Origin of the sequence: Pseudomonas sp. Z003-0.4C(8344-21), from assembly GCF_900104975.1 — a bacterium.
Lineage (GTDB): Bacteria > Pseudomonadota > Gammaproteobacteria > Pseudomonadales > Pseudomonadaceae > Aquipseudomonas > Aquipseudomonas granadensis.
Map to the genome: position 1 here is coordinate 5,799,936 of NZ_LT629756.1, position 20,070 is coordinate 5,820,005.

The window sequence follows — 20,070 nt, forward strand, 5'->3', positions numbered from 1 at the left end:
GCTTACACTTTTTTATAAAGCTGACTGCCTTCCTGCTTGAACCGCTCGGCCTGTTCCGCCAGGCCTTTGGCAACGTCCACGTCGACTGCGTCGATGCGCTGGTTGGCCGCATATTCGCGGACTTCCTGGGTGATTTTCATCGAGCAGAATTTCGGCCCGCACATCGAGCAGAAATGCGCGACCTTGGCCGAGTCCTTCGGCAAGGTTTCATCGTGGTACGAACGAGCGGTGTCGGGGTCCAGACCAAGGTTGAACTGGTCTTCCCAACGGAATTCGAAACGCGCCTTGCTCAAGGCATTGTCGCGAATCTGCGCACCCGGATGGCCTTTCGCGAGATCGGCAGCGTGCGCGGCGATCTTGTAAGTGATGATCCCGGTCTTCACGTCATCCTTGTTCGGCAGGCCCAAGTGTTCCTTCGGCGTCACATAGCAGAGCATCGCGCAACCGAACCAGCCAATCATCGCTGCACCGATGCCCGAGGTGATGTGGTCGTAACCCGGGGCGATGTCGGTGGTCAGCGGGCCGAGGGTATAGAACGGCGCCTCGTCGCAGCACTCGAGCTGCTTGTCCATGTTCTCTTTGATCAACTGCATCGGCACGTGGCCCGGGCCTTCGATCATGCATTGCACGTCGTGCTTCCAGGCGATCTTGGTCAGCTCGCCGAGGGTTTCCAGTTCGCCGAATTGCGCTTCGTCGTTGGCGTCGGCAATCGAGCCCGGACGCAGGCCATCGCCCAGCGAGAAGCTGACGTCGTAGGCCTTCATGATTTCGCAGATTTCGTCGAAGTGCGTGTAGAGGAAGTTCTCTTTGTGGTGCGCCAGGCACCACTTGGCCATGATCGATCCGCCACGGGAAACGATGCCGGTCACGCGCTTGGCAGTCAGCGGCACATAACGCAGCAGTACGCCGGCATGGATGGTGAAGTAGTCGACGCCCTGCTCGGCCTGCTCGATCAGCGTGTCGCGGAACAACTCCCAGGTCAGGTCTTCAGCGACGCCATTGACCTTTTCCAGCGCCTGATAGATCGGCACGGTACCGATCGGCACCGGCGAGTTGCGGATGATCCACTCGCGGGTTTCGTGAATGTGCTTGCCGGTGGACAAGTCCATCACCGTGTCCGAGCCCCAGCGAATGCCCCAGGTCAGTTTCGCCACTTCTTCTTCGATCGACGAGCCCAGCGCACTGTTGCCGATGTTGCCGTTGATCTTCACCAAAAAGTTACGGCCGATGATCATCGGTTCCAGTTCGACGTGGTTGATGTTGGCCGGAATGATTGCGCGGCCGCGGGCGATTTCTTCGCGGACGAACTCAGGGGTGATTTCTTTCGGGATGCTCGCGCCGAAGCTGTGGCCGGCGTGTTGCTGCTTGAGCAGGCCAGCCGCGCGGGCCTCTTGCAGCTTCATGTTTTCGCGGATGGCGACGTATTCCATCTCGGCGGTGATAATGCCTTTGCGCGCGTAGTGCATCTGGCTGACGTTGGCCCCGCCCTTGGCCCGGCGCGGGTTGTTGACGTGAGCGAAACGCAGCTTGGTCAGCTCGGCATCGGCCAGACGCTGCTGACCGAAGTTCGAACTCAGGCCGGGCAGACGCTCGGTGTCGCCACGGTCGTCGATCCACGCCGAACGCACATCGCCCAAGCCTTTGCGCACATCGATGACCACGTTCGGATCGGTGTAGGGACCGGAGGTGTCGTAGACGGTGACCGGCGCGTTGATTTCGCCGCCGAAGTCGGTCGGGGTCACGTCCAGGCTGATTTCGCGCATCGGCACGCGGATGTCCGGGCGCGAGCCCTGAACGTAGACTTTTTGCGAACGGGTGAACGGCTTGACCGATTGCTCATCGACCTTGGCCGAGTCACTGAGGTTGATCGCGTTTTTTTCTTTTGTCGTCATCACGGGCTCTCCAGACAGCATCCAGCAGTGGATTGTCGGAGCAGAACCTGAGAGGCACGGACGCACCAGAACCGGTGCTGTGCATTCGTCATGGGGGCGTTCGATTGTCGAACAATTTCCCGGACGAAGCACAAGAGGACTCGCCGGGTGACGAGAAATCTTGTTCCCTACGCAGGCGCTAACCTGATCAGGTTCAACGGGATCCGAAATTATTCGATCTCAGCCTCATAGCAAGGCACCCCGACAAGAACCCGGCCAGTCTAGACACAACTGGCAAAGAACGCCAACACCGCGGCAAACGCCATGATCAATGGCATAAATACAGGGGCTCGGCCGATTGTTGTGATGCGTTTGCGCAACTACACTCGCCTTGCCCTGCCCCGCCTTGACGCTGTGCAGGCCGCGCCTTACCTTTGGCGCCCGGATTATTTCCATAATATTAATGCTAGGGATCGCCTCATGCTGCGCAAACTTTCACTGGCTATGGCCGTGTCTTGTGCGTCCAACGCAATGGCCTGGGCAGCCGAAGCGCCCTTGTCGACCAAAACCGATCTGGTCAGCGTCTATCAGGAAGCGGTCGACAACAATGCCGATCTGGCCGCCGCCCGCGCCCAGTACGGCGCGCAAAAAGAAGTGGTGCCACAGGCCCGCGCCGGCTTGCTGCCGAATCTGTCCGGTGGCGCCGAAGTCGCCGACGTGCGCACCTCGATCGACCAGCCTTCGGCGATTGCCAATCGCAGCGCTCATTCGTATCAGGCGACCCTCGCCCAGCCGCTGTTCCGCGCCGATCGCTGGTTCCAGTATCAGGCCGCCAAGGACGTCAATGAACAGGCCGCCCTGCAACTCTCGGCGACCGAGCAGAACCTGATCCTGCAAACCGCCGAAAGCTATTTCAATGTGCTGCGCAGCCAGGACAACCTCGCCTCGACCAAGGCTGAAGAAGCCGCGTTCAAGCGTCAGCTTGACCAGTCCAACGAGCGCTTCGATGTCGGCCTGTCAGACAAGACCGACGTGCTGCAATCGCAAGCCAGTTACGACACCGCGCGGGCCAACCGCATCGTCGCGCAGCGCCAGGTCGATGATGCGTTCGAAGCGTTGATCACCCTGACCAACCGCCAGTACAACTCGATTCAGGGCATCGTCCACACGCTGCCGATTCTGCCGCCGGCGCCGAACGACGCAAAATCCTGGGTCGACACCGCAGCGCGGCAGAACCTCAATCTGCTCGCCAGCAACTACGCGGTCAGCTCCGCCGAACAAACCCTCAAGCAGCGTAAGGCCGGGCACTTGCCGACCCTCGATGCCGTGGCCAAATACGAAAAAGGCGATAACGACGCGCTGGGCTTTGCCAACCCGAACTCCTTCGGTGCGCCTTATGGCGGCAACGTCGAACAGAGCACCCTGGGCCTGCAACTGAGCATTCCGATCTACAGCGGCGGGCTGACCAGTTCGCAAGTGCGTCAGTCCTACGCACAACTCGATCAGAGCGAGCAGCAGCGCGAATCGCTGCGCCGTCAGGTGGTGGAAAACACGCGCAACCTGCACCGCGCGGTGAATACCGACGTCGAGCAGGTGCAGGCGCGCCGCCAGTCGATCATCTCCAACCAGAGCGCGGTGGAAGCCACGGAAATCGGTTATCAGGTCGGCACGCGCAACATCGTCGACGTGCTCGACGCCCAGCGTCAGCTGTACACCTCGGTGCGCAACTACAACAACACCCGCTACGACTACATCCTCGACAATCTGCGTCTGAAACAGGCGGCGGGCACGTTGAACCCGGGGGACCTGCAAGACCTGCGGCGCTATCTCAAAGCCGACTACAACCCGGACAAGGATTTCCTCCCGCCGGATCTGGCGTCGGCGGCCGAGGCGCAATTGAAAGCCCGGCCTTGAATGAAAAAAGATCGTCCGAGGCATGCCCCGGACGATCTTTTTTTACGCCCCGCTTATTTGATCAGCCTGTCCAACCCTTCCAGCAGCCGCTGCAACGCACCCTGATTGCGACGCATCACCGCCAGCCCGGCCTCGGCCATGCGCTGCGCATCGCGCGGCAATTCGAACAAACGCTGCACTTCGACCGCCAACCCCTCAGCATCGTCCACTTCGGCCAGCGCCCCGGCTTCGCGCAGTTGCGCGGCGATGTCGAGGAAGTTGAACAGGTGCGGGCCGCTGATGACCGGTTTCGCCAGCGCTGCCGGCTCGAGCAGATTGTGCCCGCCGTTGGCCACCAGACTGCCGCCGACGAAGGCGCTGTCGGCCAGGGCGTAGAGAAACAGCAGCTCGCCCATGGTGTCGCCGAGCAGTACCGAGGTCTGCGCATCGACATGGGCGCCGGTCGAACGGCGTACCGTGGCGAAACCTTCGCGCTGACACAGGTCGAACACCGAATTGAAACGTTCGGGGTGGCGTGGCACCAGAATCAACAATGCATCCGGATGATTGGCCAACAGGCGACGATGGGCGTCGAGCACCACTGCGTCTTCGCCTTCGTGGGTGCTGGCGGCGATCCACACTGGACGATCCTGCGCCTGCCACTGGCTACGCAATTCGGCGGCGCGTTGCAGCAATTGCGGATCGATGGTCAGGTCGAACTTGATCGAACCGGTGACTTCGACGGTTTCCGGCCGCGCGCCCAGATCGCGAAAACGCTGGGCCTCGGCTTCGGTCTGCACCGCAAACAAACTCATTTCGGCGAGCATCGGCGCGGTCAGTTTGCTGAAGCGGCCGTAGCCTTTGGCAGAGCGCTCGGACAAGCGTCCGTTGGCCAACGCCACCGGTATCCCGCGCTTGGCACATTGGTGAATATGATTGGGCCACAACTCGGTTTCCATGATCACCGCAAGTTTTGGCTGGACGCGATCCAGAAAGCGCGCCGCCGCGCACGGCAGGTCGTACGGCAGATAGCAATGCTGGATGCGCGGCTCATTGGCGAACAAGGCCTGAATCCGCTCCGAACCGGTCGCGGTCATGCAGGTCACGGTGATCGGCAACTGCGGATAACGCTGCAGCAAGGCGCGGATCATTGGCGCGGCGGCAATGCTTTCGCCCACCGACACGGCGTGAACCCAAATGCCGCCGGGCTGCAGTGTCGGCATGTTGCAGGAGAAACGTTCGCCAATCCGCTTGGCATACGCCGGCGCCTTGCGCGCGCGCAGCCACAGCCGAATCGCCACCAATGGCAGCCCCAGGTAAAACAGCGCGGTGTAGAGAGTTCTATTCATGGCGGCGGAGTTTATCGACTTTTGTCGCCGATCGCGCGCAAGTGCACGGCAAAACGTTCGGCCAGCCAGCGCGCGGCCGGGCCGAGCGGCTCGTCACGGCGCCAGACCAGTTCCACCACCAGTGCCGGCGGGGTCCATTCGCTGGCCAGTTCGACCATTTGCCCTTGATAGGCCGAATACTGCACCACATGGCGCGGCAACCAGGCCCAGCCAAGGTTGCGCACCAGCCATTCGGACATCACATAGAAACTGTCGGCGCGCCACACTTGCGGGCTGGCCGCTTCGTTGCCGGGGTAGACGCTGGTTTGTGTCGACATCAGCAATTGCCGGTGCTGCGCCAATTGTTGGCAGGTTACGTAAGGCTGCGACGCCAATGGATGATGGATGCCGCACACCGTGACCATTTCTACACTGCCGAGCACACGCCGTTCGAGCGCTTCGGGAATTTCATCGTGATAAAACAACAGGCCGAGATCGGCGCGGCGCTCGACCAGTTTGTGTGCGACTTCGCCTTGGGCAGCGCTGGTCAGTTGCACTTCGAGACTGGGAAACTGCTCGGCCAACTCACCGAAACTTTCCACCAGCGCCTGATACGGCATCGCCTCATCCTGCGCCACGCGCAACTGCGCTTCCTGGCCGCGCAGCATCGCCATGGCGCGGCCGTTCAGACGTTCGCACTGGCGCAGCACTTCCCGGGCTTCTTCCAGCAACGCTTCCCCCGCCTCGGTGAGCGTCGGCTGACGCCCGCTGCTGCGTTCGAAAAGGCTCACGCCCAAGTCAGCTTCGAGCATGGCGATCGTGCTGCTGATAGCTGATTGCGCCTTGCGCTGCTGACGCGCCACGGCGGAGAACGAACGCTGTTCGGCGACCTCTACAAATACGCGCAACTGGTCCAGATTCCATTGCATGTGGCTTACCAACCCATCTACAGAACAGATAGGTAATGACTTTACCGCATCTGGCGAATCCCTAGAATGCCGCCTCAGTGAGCAAAATTTTATCGAGGATTGAAACCATGAACGCCTACGCCTACCTCGCCATCGCAATCTGCGCCGAAGTGATCGCCACCGTGTCGATGAAAGCCGTCAAAGGCTTCAGCACGCCGCTGCCGTTGATTCTGGTCATCGTCGGCTATGCGATCGCGTTCTGGATGCTGACGCTGGTGGTACGCACCGTGCCGGTCGGCGTGGCCTACGCCGTGTGGGCGGGAATGGGCATCGTGATGGTCAGTGTCGCAGCGCTGTTTCTGTACGGGCAGAAACTGGATATCCCGGCGATGCTGGGGATGGCGCTGATCGTACTGGGCGTGGTCGTCATCCAGCTGTTTTCCAAAACCGCCGGCCACTGAGGGCAGCAACAAGCTTCCAGCAATAAGCCGCAAGCGACCGATTTGACGCTTCAGGTTGCAGCTTGCAGCTTGAAGCTTGAAACTTGCAGCTTCTCTATACCCTGAGGTCGCTGCATGCCATCCGTTATTTCCACCGACGTTCTGATTGTCGGCGCTGGTGTCGCCGGCCTCTGGCTGAACGCGCGTCTGCGCCGTCAGGGTTTTTCGACCGTGCTGGTGGAAAGCGCCAGCCTCGGCGGCGGGCAAAGCGTGAAGTCGCAGGGAATCATTCATGGCGGCGCCAAATATGCCTTGCACGGCGCGTTGACCGGGGCGTCGGAAGCGATCGCTGATATGCCGCGGCGCTGGCGCGAAGCCCTGGCCGGCAACGGCGAGCTGGACCTGACTGGCGTGCGCCTGCTGTCCGAAGCCCATTACCTGTGGTCACCGGGCACACTTGCCGGCAACCTCACCAGTTTCTTCGCCAGCAAAGCCGTGCGTGGCCGCGTCGATCAGGTCAAGGGCGATGAACTGCCGCCGGCCCTGCGAGACAAACGCTTCAAAGGCAAGGTTTACCGTCTCGCCGAACTGGTGGTCGACGTGCCGAGCCTGATCCAGCGGCTGGCCGACCTGGCCGGCGATGGCCTGCTCGCCGGGCAATCCATCGAGCCGCTGCTTGAAGATGGCGTGCTGGTCGGCCTGAAAGTCGACGGTCGCGCCATTCACGCGCAACGCATCGTCCTCAGTGCCGGCGCCGGCACCGCGCAGTTGCTCGAAGTGCTCGGCCTCAGCCAACCGGCGATGCAACGCCGGCCGCTGCACATGATCCTCGCCAAAGGCCCGGGCCTGAAACCGCTGTACGCCCACTGCCTGGGCGGCGGGACCAAACCCCGTATTACCGTGACTACCCACCCGGCCGCTGATGGTCAGTGGGTCTGGTACATGGGTGGCGATATCGCCGAGAGCGAAGGCGTGCATCGCGAGCCGGCCGAGCAGATCGCCACCGCGCAAAAGGAAATTGCTCAGTTGCTGCCGTGGATCGACCTCAGCACCACGCAATGGGCGACCCTGCGCGTCGACCGCGCCGAGCCGCTGCAAACCGGGCTGACGCGGCCAGACAACGCGTTTCTCGCCGAACAGGGCCGATTGCTGGTCGGCTGGCCGACCAAACTGGCGCTGGCGCCGGACTTTGCCGATCGCGTCATCGCCGCACTGGAACGCGACGGTATCGCGCCGCAAGCCACCGAGCCATTGCCGCCACTGCCAAAACCGCCGCTGGGCGTCCCGGCCTGGGAGCAATTGCTGCCATGACCATCGCCACCCTGCATGATTTACATCGTCCATTGGGCAGCCTGGGCCTGACGGTTTCGCCGCTGGGTCTGGGCACGGTCAAACTCGGCCGCGATCAAGGGGTGAAATACCCCAACGGCTTTCAGATTCCCGACGATGATGCGGCGCGCATGCTGCTGCGTCAGGCCCGCGAGCTGGGCATCAACCTGATCGACACCGCCCCGGCCTATGGCCGCAGCGAAGAACGCCTCGGCCCGTTGCTGCGCGGCCAGCGTCAGGACTGGGTGATCGTCAGCAAGGTCGGCGAGGAATTTGCCGACGGCTTGTCGCGCCACGATTTCAGCGCAGCGCACACGCGAATGTCGGTGGAACGCAGCCTGCAACGTCTGGAAACCGATTTTATCGATCTGGTGCTGGTGCACTCCGACGGTAACGACTTGGCGATTCTTGAGCACGAAGAGGTTTACGCAACGCTCAGGGCGCTCAAGGCGGAAGGCAAGATTCGCGGCTTCGGCTTTTCCGGCAAAACCGTCGAAGGCGGTCTCAAGGCACTCGAGCAAGGCGACTGCGCCATGGTCACCTACAATCTGAACGAACAAAACGAGAAGGCAGTCATTGACTATGCTGCTGCCCACGGCAAAGCCATTCTGGTGAAAAAAGCCTTGGCCAGCGGTCACGTCTGTCTGAGTCCGGGCGTGGATCCGGTGCGGGCCAGTTTCGAGTTGCTGTTCGCGCAAGCTGGCGTAGCCAGTGCTATTGTCGGCACGATCAATCCGCTGCACCTCGCCCACAACGTTGCGACCGTTGCCCAGGTCCTTCGTGGTCACTGACGCCGCTTCGCGGCCTTAAGCAGGAGCCGATATGCCGCGCACGCTCATCCGCAAGAACCCGAGCAACTTCAAGACCCTGCCGCTGTTCGTCGAAGCCACTGCCGAAGGCCTGAGCTACCAGAGCGTCGGCATGCCGCTGAATTTCGCGCAGACCCTGCAGCGACGCAAACCGGTGAGCGTGGCCGATGCCGAGCACTTCTCGCTGGAACTTGCCAACCTTGGCGTCTCGGTGCGCCTGACCCTGCACTGGCAGAATCGCGATTTTTGGGTGCTGGTGCGCCAACGCCGGCAGGATCGTGGCGACGTGGTGCTGAAATTGATCTCCGGTTACGTACCGGCCCACGAACTGAACCTCCCGCTGCACACCGCCATCCAGGAAATTGCTGAGGAGTGTCTGCTGGAAACGCCGGAAGGCTGGCTCGGCGGACGTTTCAACGACACTTGGCTACCAGCCCCTTACTCGGCGGCTCTGCATTATCGCGAGGCCCTGCCGTTTCGCCTGACGCCGCTGTCCGGCTCGGCACGTCCGGTGCGTTGCGCCAGCCTGCAACTGCTCGAGCGACCGCGGGCCTATGTGCACCTGCCGACCGCTTCCCTGCAATTGATCTACGACTTGCGCCTGGACGTGCCCAAGGAAGCCAAGTCTCTGAGCCTGTTCCACGTCGATGAACGGCTGGAAGGTGATCAACTGGTGGCCCGCCTCGATCGCAAGCGCCCCGACCTCTACCTGATGCCGCTCAAGGACGGCGCGCCAGTGGCCGAGTTGTACACGCTCAAGCGCGACAAGCTGGTTCCGGCCAGTACCCGCGGGCTTTATCTGGCCGAGAGCTTTGCCACTCAGCAAGGCTGGGTGGTGCGCGAGGAGCGGATTCGCTGGAAGGACTGGCTGGTGCAACAAGGGCTGCAACCGGCCAAAGCGCCGCGTTCAGGGCTCAAGCAGTTGAGCATCAAGGCGCTGCGGCTGGTGGGCCTGGGCAAAAAGAAACCGGCCAAGTCCTGAACTATCGGCGGCGATCAAACCAGGTGCGCAGGGTCGCGAAGAAATGAAAGTAGCGGTTCTCACGCTTGCCCATGCCGCGCTTGGGCGAGAACGACTCTTCGGCGAAGGCACCGGTAATGCGTACCCGTGACGCCTGCGTCGGCAGCGTGCAGATTTTCGCGCCGGCCTGCTGCAGCGCGTATTTGAGCAAGCGTTCGGAATGCAGTTTTCTGCCGGTGGCCTTGCAGAAGTCGAAGATCCGCTCGATGCGTTTGCCATACGCAACGTACGTATCGCGTCCGCATACCGCGAATCGATCATTCAGCCCGCCCCACCACTGCCAGTCAGGAATATAGGCGTGGTGCCGCCGAGCCTGGGCGTGATTGAACACGTAGCCGGGCAATGCCGTGTGGAAGAAATTGTCCGGGCGCACGTAAACGACGAAGTCCGGGTCGAAGGCTTCGATCATCGTAGTCACGGTGTGCAGCGAATTGAGCTGGTAAATCAGATTGCGCAGCGACGCATAGCCATCGGCCCAGGTGTCACCGAGCGACTTGACCCGTTCAAAATCCCAGCGTTCCAGCACGCCTTCGGTCGACGTCAGCGTGCCGGTCATCGCCTCGAAAGGCTGGTAGTTGTCAGCGGTCAGCGCGCCTTTTTCACCGGAGCGCGCGTTCTGCACTTCATCAACCTGGTACAGATGGTAGAAGCACTGGACCTCGCTGCCTGCCGGCAACTGCGCCAGGACATTCTGTTCAATGGAGGGAAAACAGATCTGCGAATTTCTCGGGATTCCGAAAAAAGCCACGGCGATTTTCAACACTCAACAGCACCTTTTGATAGTCGTTCGGGCCTGCCGGCATCCGGATACACGATGTCGCTTACTTTCGTCGAAACAGCTTTTGCCACCAGCGCTGCGGTTGTAGCGCTATGGCGACGATATTCGATTGGCGCAGCCAGTCGCGCTCGTAGTCCCAGGCGTGCCCACCCCAGAGTTTCCCGGCCTCGTTGGAAAAACCCAGGGTCAGCAACTCATAGCCATAGCCGGCCTCGCCCCGTAGCCAGTCAAACAGCACCAGCGTATTGAACCCGGTAGATGGCCCGACATAGCGTTTGCCGCCCGGACGGTCAACCGGATAGTGCCACAGCGGCGGCAGCGGGATGCGATCCCGGTACATGGCCACGCGCGGCAACGGGCACATCGGCGCGGCGCAGCCCACCAGCATGCTGAAACAGCGTTCGCCCGAGCATTCGAACATGTGCTGTACGTGAGGCCCGTAGGGCAGTCCAAAAAAGTACGCGTCCGGGGCGTTGTAACCGTGCACGAAGACATTGACGCTTTGCTCGTTGAGCAGCGTTGCCTTGATGCAGGTATTGAAGCTGACCACGACGTCATCGGCACCGATGTTCAGCGCCTGGAAATCCGCCGCGGTGATGGCCGGGTTATTGGCGATCAGCACCACCCGCGCCGCACGACCCAGGCAGGCGCGCAGCTCTGCCGGCAATGCCTCGAAGACCGCCTGATCGCCACCAGGCAGCGCATCCAGCGCCATGGGTTGCTCCTTCATTTCAGACCGGCACCTTCATTCCGTAACGCACCTTCACCCACCATTGCGTGAATGCCGACGGTGGTTGCCATGGGCGCATTTCGCGCTGGATTTCTGCCGCCAGGGCTTGCCCGACACGAGCAAACGAATAGCGGCTCTCGGCAAACGCCTGGCCATTGCGGGCAATGCGCTCGGCCAGCTCGGGATCGCCCTGCAGCAGCTTGATCTTCTCCACCGCTTCTTCTTCGCTGCGATAGAACACGGTGTTGTGCATGTCTTCGAAACCGAGCAAGCGGTCTTCTTCACCCTGGCTCCAGGCCAGCAGCACGCAGCCGCAGGCCATGGCCTCGAAGTTCTTGATCATGAACTCGTTCATGCCGATGTCGGCACTGACGAAAATGCGGATGCGGTTGAGGGTTTGCAGGTATTCCTCACCGGACTTCGTTCGGGTCACCAGCATTCCGGTCCGCCGTGAAAGCGACTCGAGCATGGCCTTGCGTTCGGCGTACTCGGTGCTTTTCAGGCTGCCGAGAAAACCGATGGGAATGTCGCGCTCGACGCCGGTGTTGTGCAGCATCTGCTCGTCATAACCCTTGGAGACGAACACCGTATCGATGCCCTCGGCGAGCATCTTGCGTGCGACCACCGCCCCGGAGACCAGCGCCCGGCAACTCGGCAGCCGCCGGTACAACCGCGAATACACACCGCGGTATTTACTGGCCGGCATGTAGTTCTGATAGGCGTCGTGTTCAAGGAAAACCAGCCCCGGAATGCACTTGAGCACCCGCAACTGCGGGGCCAGGCGTTTGACACGGGAGAAAATCACCACACGATCGAAGGTCTGATACTCCACCGAGGCCAGAAACGGCCCCAGGTTCATCTGCTGCTGTTTGGTCAAACGATGGATGACACATTCATCACAGTTCTGCTGCACGATGTCGTAGAGCCGGTCAAGAATGACCCGCTGTTCGTCCATCACCAGGAGCATGACTTTCATAGGTTATTGACCACGCGACATTGGCAGGCACGCGCAGCGGATTCAAACCTGCCAACTTCAACGGAAACGGTGAGATCCCCAAGGCAAAATCCGTTCACACGCAGTACACAACGGTAAAGATTCATCGGGTCAGCGACTGCGGATCTTCTCGACAATCGCAGTCGTCGAGCTGTTTTCCACCAGTCCCAACACCTTCACGGTGCCGCCGTAAGCGCTGACGATATCGGCGCCGACCACCTGATCGATGCCGTAATCGCCACCTTTGACCAACACGTCCGGCTTGACTTCGCGCAGCAGGTTTTCCGGGGTGCCTTCGGAGAAGCTGATCACCCAGTCCACCGCACCCAGCCCGGCAAGGACCGCCATGCGCCGGTCCACACTGTTGATCGGCCGGCCTGGCCCCTTGAGGCGGCTGACCGAGGCGTCGTCGTTGACCGCGACGATCAAACGATCGCCCTGCGCTCGCGCCTGCTCCAGATAGGTCACATGCCCGGCATGCAGAATGTCGAAGCAGCCGTTGGTGAAAACGATTGTCTCGTTGTGCGCGCGGGCATCGGCTACCGCCAGCAGCAATTGCTCAAGGCCCAATACACCGCGCTCGGAACCCTCTTCACGCTGGATCGCGCGACGCAGTTCCGGGGCACTGATGGCGGCCGTACCAAGCTTGCCGACCACGATGCCGGCGGCCAGATTGGCCAGCGCGACCGCATGGGGCAGGTCTTCACCGGCGGCAATCGCTGCGGCCAGAGTGGAAATCACCGTGTCACCGGCACCGGTGACGTCGAATACCTCGCGGGCTCGCGCTGGCAGGTGCAGCGCCGGTTGGTCCGGGCGCAGCAGGGTCATGCCGTGCTCGCCGCGGGTCACCAGCAGCGCACCGAGTTCGAGGTCGTGCATCAGCGTGGCGCCCTTGCTCACCAGCTCATGCTCATCGGCGCAGCCGCCGACAATGGCTTCGAATTCGCTGAGATTGGGAGTGATCAGGCTGGCACCACGATAGATCGAAAAATCCTTGCCTTTCGGATCGGCCAGCACCGGAATGTTCTTCGCGCGGGCGGCCTGGATCAGCGCCTGATGATTTTTCAGCGCGCCTTTACCGTAATCGGAAAGTACCAGCACCTTGATGCCTTCGAGCAAGTCATCGACCTGCGAGCCCAGGGCCAAAGCATCGGTGGCGAAGGGCTCTTCGAAATCGATACGCAGCAATTGCTGGTGCCGGCTCATGACCCGCAGCTTGACGATGGTCGGCTGGTGCGCAATGCGCTGGAACAGCGCCCGTACGCCCGCCCCCTTGAGACTGTTGCTCAGGCTGTCGGCGGCTTCGTCGTCGCCGGTCACACCCACCAGCGAGGCCGGCGCACCCAGCGCGGCAATGTTCAGGGCAACGTTGGCGGCACCGCCTGGACGGTCTTCGATTTGCTCGACCTTGACCACCGGCACCGGCGCCTCAGGGGAAATCCGTGAGGTTCCGCCATGCCAATAGCGGTCGAGCATGACATCGCCGACTACCAAGACCGGGGCTTGATCGAAACGCGGCATGGACAACTTCATGGAGCAACCCACATACAAAATGAACAGGGGCGCGATATTACCACAGGGTAAAGCGCCGTCCGCCTCATTCTGAAAGGTCGCGCACCCAGAACAATTCATGACGCCGCACAGCCTTGCGGAAAAACTCGTTACTGCCTGTGACAGGCCAGCGCCGGCCCGCCAGACCCTGCTGGATGCAGCGGCGCAGTTTGCGCTTGAACACCTCGGCGCCCTGCAGATCATGCTCCATGGCCAGTGCCATGGCCTTGTCCAGTTGCACCGGCGCCGACAGCTGCGGGCTCCACAAGCGATCGGCCGGCAATGGCTCGATGGCCGGCGGCAGCGCAATACCGCAACCTGCAGGGCCCATCGGCCAGCGATCGTTGTCGTGCAGATGGTTGGCGTACATCAGCAGCGTGTTTGGCTTCCACTGACTGCGGCTGACCGCCTCGAGCAACGCTTGCGTCGACGCGACATGATCACTGTGCGGATCGAGTTCGGGATGCGGTGTCACCAGCACTTCGGGTCGATAGTGCTCAAGCAGCGCAGTCAGATCGCCGAGCAGATTCTCCCAGGTCGGCTGACCGTCGCTATCGGCGGGCAGGCGCAACGGATTGTGCCGCCGCACACTGCGCACGTCGCTTTCCTGCGATTCGCGCGAGCCGAACGCTGTCGTTGGCGCTGCGGCCATCGCCGGCAGTTGCAGACAGTAATAACCCAGTTGCACACAGCGCTCTGCGGGCACGCCGCCCCAGAGCGGAATCACCAGGCTGTCCCAGCTGCGCAAACGCCCCTTCAGGCGCGCCGCTGCGGCTTGATCGAGCCCCAGCCGCTGGTAGTCTTCGGCCTCGATTTCGCCTTGGGTCAACGTGACGATGCTGACGTCATCGCAACGGCTGTAAAGGCCAAACGCTGCCAGTTCAGCGTCATCGGCATGCGGCGCGATGACCATTACCCGTTGCTGGCTGAAATCGGGGTTGACCATGATCCACAGCACACCCGTGCTCCCTGGCACGCAATGGTGGCCGCGCAGGGTCAGCGAACCTTGCGCCAAGGCCATCTCCTGCCCGGACAGATTGAGGAAGCGCCGGCCACGCACTCCGCGCTCGAATTCCTGACGGTCATCACCGACCTGAACATACGGGTCGAGCCAGCGCCCCAGCCAGGTCGTCTTCAGCTCCAGTTCCAGCACCAGCGTCTCGCCCGGTGCCAACGGCTCGCTCAGGCGCACCAAACCGCCGTCGACGCTCACGGTTTGCCGCGCGGTCTGTGGGGGGAAGTTGTATTGATAGTCGTCAGACGGCCGATAGAACAGATGATCGGCGAACCACGCCTCATGAGCGATCCACGCCAGCACCAGCAACAGCGGCACCAGCCACCATTTGACCAGAACCCCGATCAGCAACAGCGCCAGCAAAAAGCCGAACAGGAACAGGCGCTTGTTGCGCCGGTGGGCCTTGAGGAGTTGCTGCTTGCGTGCGCTCATCGATTCAGACCTTGTAGACCGGCACCGTGTGGCACCAGCGATCCTTGTATTCCCGATCGGCACGGCCGAACGAATAACGCAGCGGCTTGCCCAGCGCCTGGGCATCCGCCCACGCCTGCTGGGTGTTGACGAAACTCAGCACGCTGCCGGGGCTGAATTCGCGGCTTTGCGGATCGACGCCACCGTTGATGTACTCCAGCGAAACCCACTGTGGGGCCTCGACGCGATACAACACCTGAATGGCCACCGGTGCCGAATCGAGCATCGCCACCGAGCCGGTCATGAACTCGCGCAACAAGCTGAACACTTCGACCAGCCCGGCCTTGCCCGGCACTTCAAAACCCCAGCGGCGCTGAAACAGATCGCCGTAAGCGGCGGCCTGCTCCTGCGCAGTGAAGTCGGACATCGGCACCAGTGACCCGCCCGCTTCTTCCAGCAGACGCTGCTCGCGGCGCTGGTTGTAGCGGAATTTCTTCGAATACTCTTCCGGCAATCGCGCAAGGGCCAAGCCTTCAGGCTGCGGTTTCAACGTGCTGATCTGCGTGGCATTGAGCTGCGACACGTAAGCCATGCGCTGGCGCACCGGCACCACCACCTCAGCCGCAATTGGCAGAATGATTTCCGCATTGCCCATGTCGAGCAAGCCGCGCTTGCCCTCGCGCTTGAGCACTTCCTTGGACAACGCCACATGCCGGCCCCAGCACGGCACGGCGGCGACGATTTCTCCGCCGACCAGCCAGCCCAGATAGCGCAACTCGATATCCACGAAGCTCGACAAGCGTTCGACCACGTCGGGATGCGTCGCGAAACTGCCGCCGAAACGCTGCCAGGCCCGGGCATAGCTGTCGCGGTCGATCTCGGTCCAGCCACGCTCACGAAAGCTGCGAAACACCGTCAGCATACGTCGGTCGCGTGGGTCGGCTGAGGCTCGTCACCTTCTTCGAATTCCTTGGCGTGCAGTCGCGCGTAATAGCCGTTTTGCTCAAGCAATTGCACATGGGAGCCACGCTCAACGATTCGCCCTTCGTCCATGACCAGAATCAGGTCGGCTTTTTCGATGGTACTCAAGCGGTGCGCGATGACCAGCGTGGTGCGGTTTTGCACAACGTGATCCAGCGCCGCCTGAATGTGCCGCTCCGATTCGGTGTCGAGGGCCGAAGTGGCCTCGTCGAGAATCAGCAACGGCGCATCCTTGAGCAAGGCGCGAGCGATGGCGATGCGTTGACGCTGACCGCCGGACAACAGCACGCCGTTTTCACCGACCATGGTTTCGTAACCTTGAGGCATCTTGGCAATGAACTCGTCGGCGTAAGCCTCGCGAGCCGCACGTTTGACTTCATCCAGCGGCGCACCGGCGAGGTCGCCGTAAGCGATGTTGTTGGTGACCGTGTCGTTGAACAGCGTCACGGCCTGGGTCACCAGTGCGATCTGGCGGCGCAGGCTGCGCAGGGTGAAGTCCTGGACTTCAACGCCATCGAGCAGAATCTGCCCGTGCTCGTGCTGGTAGAAGCGCGGAATCAACCCGGCGAGAGTCGACTTGCCGCTGCCCGAACGCCCGACCAGCGCAACCATCTGCCCCGGCTCGACGCTGAAGCTGATGTCGTTGAGCACCGGTTTGTCGGTGTCCGGGTACTGGAAGCTGAGGTTGCGCACTTCCAGGCGTCCTTCGAGACGATCGCGCTCGACGGTGCCCTGATCCACCTCGGCCGGCTCATCCAGTTGCTCGAAAATGCTCTCGGCACCGGCCACGCCTTTCTGAATCGTCGAACTGACTTCCGACAACTGCCGGATCGGCTTGGGCAACAGGCCCGCCATGGTGATGTAGGCCACCAGATCGCCAGGCGAGGCATCGCCGCGAAGGTAAAGCACGAGGAACATGACCACGGCCATGGCGCTGTACGTGACCAATTGCAGCATCGGCGTGTACACCGCGCCGGTCTTGGTCATCGTCAGTTGCTTGTCGGTATTGCTCTGGCTGGCATCGCGAAAGCGTTGCTTCTCATAGCTTTCACCGCCAAAGCTGCGCACGACGCGATAACCATGGATGGTCTCGGAGGCCACATGCGTGACGTTGCCCATCGACACCTGGATCTTCTTGCTCTGCTTGCGGAATTTCTTGCTGGTGCTGTTCACCATGATGCCGATGACTGGCAGGATCGCCACCATCACCAGGGTGAGCTTCCAGTTCATCCACAACAACGTGCAGAACAGAAAGATCACGGTCATGCCTTCGCGGATAACCACTTTGATCGCGTCCGTTGCCGCGCCGGTGACCATGGTCACGTTGAAGGTGATGCGCGAAATCAGATGACCGGAGTTGTTCTTGTCGAAGAAGCGGTTGGGCAACTCCAGCAGTTTGTTGAACAGCACCACCCGCAGGTCATGCACCAGTCCCAGAGAAACCCGGGCGAGAAAGAAGTTACCCAGATACGAACCCACGCCCTGCAACAGGGCGATGAACACAATCATCAGCGGCACGGTTTGCAGCAATTGCAAATCGCCCAGATAAGGGTTGCCCGGGAACAGGCTGGCTTCAGGATTGGCCAGCCCGTCGACGAAGTACTTGAGGATGTAGGCGAGCATCGGCTGGGTCGATGCGAAAATCAGAAACCCGACGATGCTGAGGAGAAAGAGACCGGCATAGGGCCGCACGTAAGCCAAAAGGCGGAAGTAGATCGCCAGCGTTGACTGGGCTTTCGGTTCAGGACTGCTCATGGTGATCCGCACAATTCAGTGAGGCGGGGATGATATCACAGGCCTTTTTTCCCCGATAAACATGACGGCGCGCCAGCCTTTGACCAAGTCGGTTAAGATACGCCGCTAACGATGGGGAGCCCGCTATGCAATCGATTGACCACAGCACTTACGAGGCACTGCGCAAAGGTGCACAGGTTCTGGAGGCCGACGGTTCCGGCGACAAGGTGCTGAGGCTGGCCGACGGCCGCATGCTCAAACTGTTCCGTCGCAAGCGCTTGCTCAGCTCGGCGCTGTTCTTCCCCTACGCGCAGCGCTTTGCCAACAACACCCGGGCGCTTCAGCAACGCGGCATTCTTTGCCCGCAAGTCATCGCGGTCTATCGCATCCCGAGTATCGAGCGCGACGGTGTTTACTACAGTCCACTGGAAGGCAGCACGGTGCGCCAGCTACAAGGCTCTGCCGAGGATGGCGATTCACTGAGAAAGCAGTTGGGCAGCTACTTCGCCCTGCTGCATGAAAAAGGCGTGTATTTCCGATCGCTGCACTTCGGCAATGTGGTGCTGACCCCGGACAACCAACTGGGCCTGATCGACATCGCCGATCTGCGCTGCCAAAAACGAGCCCTGAGTGACAGCAAACGCCTGCGCAACTTCGCGCACTTGCTGCGCTACAAGGAAGACCGTCAGTGGTTGCTCGGCGACGATGCCGGCGACAGCTTTATCGAAGGCTACCGCCAGGCGCTGCCGAGCAACCGCCAGGCGCCACTGATCTCGCGCCTGCGGCCGTTGCTGGTGTAAGCCTCAGCGTCCGATGACCACGATCGCAGCACCCTTGCGATTCTCGAAGTGTTCGAGCACGCGCATCCGATGCGCCGCCAGCCACTCCTTCAGCCACGGCTCATCGCCCTTCGCCTCGATCACGAAATAGCGGAATTTTGCTGCATGCGTCGGCGACATCGCTTCTTCGCGGGTCAGGCTGGGTAGCACATAACCGCGACCGGCGTAATAACTGATCCGGCCGTCTTCGAAGTAGGTCGGCACGCCGCGCTCGATGTGGCTTGAGGCCCAGCGCCCAGCGGCAACGTAATGCGTTTTGCCGGCCCCGGTAGACACCACGTTCGCCAGCATCATCAGCAAGCCCAGAACCACCAGAGCCTTGCCCAGCCGCGGAAACTGGCGAACGAACGCCGCCAGCCCCATCGCCATCACCGGCACGAACAACAGGTTGAGGAAGCTCAAGTAGCGGGCGTTCATGAACTGCTGCTTGATGAAAAACAGCACCAGCACCACCACATACAACAACGCCGCCCAGGCGAACGGGCGGTAATCGCGCCAGTAAGTGCCGAGCACGCCCCAATTGCGGCGCAGTACGAACGGCACAGCGAACGGCCCCATCAACTTGACGAACGAGATAGTCATCGTCGCCAGGATGCCAAAAAAGATGATACGGCCAGCTTCGTCCCGGGAGTATTTGTTGATCAGCGAATTGCCGAACTGATCGCACAACATCTGAAACGAGGCGAACACTCCGCGAGGCTCGATCATGTCCAGATAAAGCACGACCCGCGCCGACATCAACACACCCGTTACGACCACCAACAGCAGGCCTGCCATCGGCAGAATCGAGAACTGCACGAATTGCATGCGACGGTTCGGCGTCCACAGATTGGGCAGTTGCCAGAGTGCCAGAGCCGGCACCAGCAGCAGCGCCTCAAGGCGAAACAGCGCTGCAGCAGCAATCGCCAGATGAATGGCGGCCGCCCACAGCCAACCGCCGCGCGATTGCCAGCGCGACGCGAGCCAGAGCGTCAAGGTGCAGAAAAACCAGAAGCCGCATTCGCGGATGATGTCGTTTCGAAAGGCGTTGACCGCCGGCATCGCCAGCACGACAAGGCAGGCCCACCGCGCCAGATCAGGCGAACGCTGGCGCACGCAATCGACCATCAACGCGCTGGTACCGGCGAAAAACAGACCGCACCAGAGATATGCACTCAGTTCCAGCGGCAAACGCAAAACACTGTGCGTGGCGGCGAGCAATAACGAAAACCACGGCCAGTCGAACGTAGCCCACGCCACATTGGGCCCGAGCTCGGTGACCTGTTGTGCAATATCGATGTACAGCGCGGCATCACGCCCCACCGTCGCCGTGCCCAACACAGCGATCAGCGATAACAGCACACTGCCAAAGAATGCCAGCCCTACAGGATATCCATCGATGATCCGGGAGACTTGAGCCCCAATCTTCATGCTCACAACCCTCACCCAGCCACCTCAT

At 61.3% G+C, this 20,070-nt stretch carries 17 protein-coding genes and 1 riboswitch; of the genes, 6 read left to right on the top strand and 11 right to left on the bottom strand.

Annotated features, from left to right (window positions below; genetic code table 11):
* Positions 1-2 precede the first annotated feature (2 nt).
* Positions 3-1,892 (bottom strand): phosphomethylpyrimidine synthase ThiC, encoded by a 1,890-nt coding sequence (gene thiC, locus BLU24_RS26100; protein ID WP_093105478.1) that lies wholly within the window; start codon positions 1,890-1,892, stop codon positions 3-5.
* Positions 1,893-2,039: 147 nt separating this feature from the next.
* A riboswitch (TPP riboswitch) is annotated at positions 2,040-2,145 on the bottom strand.
* 206 nt (positions 2,146-2,351) lie between these two features.
* Here thiC and BLU24_RS26105 point away from each other — a divergent pair.
* Positions 2,352-3,785, top strand: coding sequence for a TolC family outer membrane protein (locus tag BLU24_RS26105; RefSeq protein WP_093105483.1), 1,434 nt, complete (start codon positions 2,352-2,354; stop codon positions 3,783-3,785).
* Between the two features lie 53 nt (positions 3,786-3,838).
* Here the strand turns inward: BLU24_RS26105 and waaA are convergent, their stop codons facing one another.
* Together waaA and BLU24_RS26115 are read right to left on the bottom strand one after the other, a co-directional pair.
* Entirely contained in the window at positions 3,839-5,113 is a 1,275-nt protein-coding gene (waaA, locus tag BLU24_RS26110) for a lipid IV(A) 3-deoxy-D-manno-octulosonic acid transferase (RefSeq protein WP_093105486.1), read from the bottom strand.
* A gap of 11 nt (positions 5,114-5,124) precedes the next feature.
* Positions 5,125-6,021 carry a LysR family transcriptional regulator gene (locus tag BLU24_RS26115; RefSeq protein ID WP_093105490.1) on the bottom strand — a complete coding sequence of 299 codons (897 nt, stop codon included), beginning with the start codon at positions 6,019-6,021 and terminating at the stop codon, positions 5,125-5,127.
* A gap of 107 nt (positions 6,022-6,128) precedes the next feature.
* Between BLU24_RS26115 and BLU24_RS26120 the strand changes: the two genes are divergently transcribed.
* The 4 genes from BLU24_RS26120 (at position 6,129) to BLU24_RS26135 (ending at position 9,560) form a co-directional block, all read left to right on the top strand.
* Positions 6,129-6,461 (top strand): DMT family transporter, encoded by a 333-nt coding sequence (locus BLU24_RS26120; RefSeq protein ID WP_093105494.1) that lies wholly within the window; start codon positions 6,129-6,131, stop codon positions 6,459-6,461.
* A gap of 114 nt (positions 6,462-6,575) precedes the next feature.
* Positions 6,576-7,751, top strand: coding sequence for an NAD(P)/FAD-dependent oxidoreductase (locus tag BLU24_RS26125; protein WP_093105498.1), 1,176 nt, complete (start codon positions 6,576-6,578; stop codon positions 7,749-7,751).
* Positions 7,748-8,560: an aldo/keto reductase gene (locus tag BLU24_RS26130; RefSeq protein ID WP_093105502.1), complete on the top strand. Its 813-nt coding sequence runs from the start codon at positions 7,748-7,750 to the stop codon at positions 8,558-8,560. The genes BLU24_RS26125 and BLU24_RS26130 overlap by 4 nt, the downstream gene beginning before the upstream one ends.
* A 31-nt stretch (positions 8,561-8,591) precedes the next feature.
* Positions 8,592-9,560 (top strand): metal ABC transporter ATPase, encoded by a 969-nt coding sequence (locus tag BLU24_RS26135; RefSeq protein ID WP_093105507.1) that lies wholly within the window; start codon positions 8,592-8,594, stop codon positions 9,558-9,560.
* A gap of 1 nt (position 9,561) precedes the next feature.
* Here BLU24_RS26135 and BLU24_RS26140 read toward each other — a convergent pair whose 3' ends face one another.
* The 7 genes from BLU24_RS26140 to msbA form a co-directional block, all read right to left on the bottom strand.
* Positions 9,562-10,362 (bottom strand): hypothetical protein, encoded by an 801-nt coding sequence (locus tag BLU24_RS26140; protein WP_093105510.1) that lies wholly within the window; start codon positions 10,360-10,362, stop codon positions 9,562-9,564.
* Between the two features lie 58 nt (positions 10,363-10,420).
* Positions 10,421-11,107, bottom strand: coding sequence for a hypothetical protein (locus tag BLU24_RS26145; protein WP_093105515.1), 687 nt, complete (start codon positions 11,105-11,107; stop codon positions 10,421-10,423).
* Between the two features lies 1 nt (position 11,108).
* Positions 11,109-12,083 carry a glycosyltransferase family protein gene (locus BLU24_RS26150; RefSeq protein WP_090280646.1) on the bottom strand — a complete coding sequence of 325 codons (975 nt, stop codon included), beginning with the start codon at positions 12,081-12,083 and terminating at the stop codon, positions 11,109-11,111.
* 129 nt (positions 12,084-12,212) lie between these two features.
* Positions 12,213-13,634 carry a bifunctional D-glycero-beta-D-manno-heptose-7-phosphate kinase/D-glycero-beta-D-manno-heptose 1-phosphate adenylyltransferase HldE gene (hldE, locus tag BLU24_RS26155; RefSeq protein ID WP_093105520.1) on the bottom strand — a complete coding sequence of 474 codons (1,422 nt, stop codon included), beginning with the start codon at positions 13,632-13,634 and terminating at the stop codon, positions 12,213-12,215.
* Positions 13,635-13,698: 64 nt separating this feature from the next.
* Entirely contained in the window at positions 13,699-15,099 is a 1,401-nt protein-coding gene (locus BLU24_RS26160; protein ID WP_093105523.1) for a PIG-L deacetylase family protein, read from the bottom strand.
* Between the two features lie 4 nt (positions 15,100-15,103).
* Entirely contained in the window at positions 15,104-16,000 is an 897-nt protein-coding gene (locus BLU24_RS26165) for a GNAT family N-acetyltransferase (RefSeq protein WP_093105527.1), read from the bottom strand.
* On the bottom strand, positions 15,994-17,814 hold the full coding sequence (gene msbA, locus BLU24_RS26170) for a lipid A export permease/ATP-binding protein MsbA (RefSeq protein ID WP_093105531.1): 1,821 nt from the start codon (positions 17,812-17,814) through the stop codon (positions 15,994-15,996). The genes BLU24_RS26165 and msbA overlap by 7 nt, the downstream gene beginning before the upstream one ends.
* A 125-nt stretch (positions 17,815-17,939) precedes the next feature.
* Between msbA and BLU24_RS26175 the strand changes: the two genes are divergently transcribed.
* Positions 17,940-18,593, top strand: coding sequence for a toluene tolerance protein (locus tag BLU24_RS26175; RefSeq protein WP_093105535.1), 654 nt, complete (start codon positions 17,940-17,942; stop codon positions 18,591-18,593).
* A 3-nt stretch (positions 18,594-18,596) separates the two neighbouring features.
* Here the strand turns inward: BLU24_RS26175 and BLU24_RS26180 are convergent, their stop codons facing one another.
* Entirely contained in the window at positions 18,597-20,042 is a 1,446-nt protein-coding gene (locus BLU24_RS26180) for a hypothetical protein (protein ID WP_093105539.1), read from the bottom strand.
* Positions 20,043-20,070 lie beyond the last annotated feature (28 nt).

Bases quoted from the DNA above. Each gene is read 5' to 3' on its own strand.
- thiC (WP_093105478.1), bottom strand. From the start codon at position 1,892: ATGACGACAAAAGAAAAAAACGCGATCAACCTCAGTGACTCGGCCAAG.
- BLU24_RS26105 (WP_093105483.1), top strand. From the start codon at position 2,352: ATGCTGCGCAAACTTTCACTGGCTATGGCCGTGTCTTGTGCGTCCAAC.
- waaA (WP_093105486.1), bottom strand. From the start codon at position 5,113: ATGAATAGAACTCTCTACACCGCGCTGTTTTACCTGGGGCTGCCATTG.
- BLU24_RS26115 (WP_093105490.1), bottom strand. From the start codon at position 6,021: ATGCAATGGAATCTGGACCAGTTGCGCGTATTTGTAGAGGTCGCCGAA.
- BLU24_RS26120 (WP_093105494.1), top strand. From the start codon at position 6,129: ATGAACGCCTACGCCTACCTCGCCATCGCAATCTGCGCCGAAGTGATC.
- BLU24_RS26125 (WP_093105498.1), top strand. From the start codon at position 6,576: ATGCCATCCGTTATTTCCACCGACGTTCTGATTGTCGGCGCTGGTGTC.
- BLU24_RS26130 (WP_093105502.1), top strand. From the start codon at position 7,748: ATGACCATCGCCACCCTGCATGATTTACATCGTCCATTGGGCAGCCTG.
- BLU24_RS26135 (WP_093105507.1), top strand. From the start codon at position 8,592: ATGCCGCGCACGCTCATCCGCAAGAACCCGAGCAACTTCAAGACCCTG.
- BLU24_RS26145 (WP_093105515.1), bottom strand. From the start codon at position 11,107: ATGAAGGAGCAACCCATGGCGCTGGATGCGCTGCCTGGTGGCGATCAG.
- BLU24_RS26150 (WP_090280646.1), bottom strand. From the start codon at position 12,083: ATGAAAGTCATGCTCCTGGTGATGGACGAACAGCGGGTCATTCTTGAC.
- hldE (WP_093105520.1), bottom strand. From the start codon at position 13,634: ATGAAGTTGTCCATGCCGCGTTTCGATCAAGCCCCGGTCTTGGTAGTC.
- BLU24_RS26160 (WP_093105523.1), bottom strand. From the start codon at position 15,099: ATGAGCGCACGCAAGCAGCAACTCCTCAAGGCCCACCGGCGCAACAAG.
- BLU24_RS26165 (WP_093105527.1), bottom strand. From the start codon at position 16,000: ATGCTGACGGTGTTTCGCAGCTTTCGTGAGCGTGGCTGGACCGAGATC.
- msbA (WP_093105531.1), bottom strand. From the start codon at position 17,814: ATGAGCAGTCCTGAACCGAAAGCCCAGTCAACGCTGGCGATCTACTTC.
- BLU24_RS26175 (WP_093105535.1), top strand. From the start codon at position 17,940: ATGCAATCGATTGACCACAGCACTTACGAGGCACTGCGCAAAGGTGCA.
- BLU24_RS26180 (WP_093105539.1), bottom strand. From the start codon at position 20,042: ATGAAGATTGGGGCTCAAGTCTCCCGGATCATCGATGGATATCCTGTA.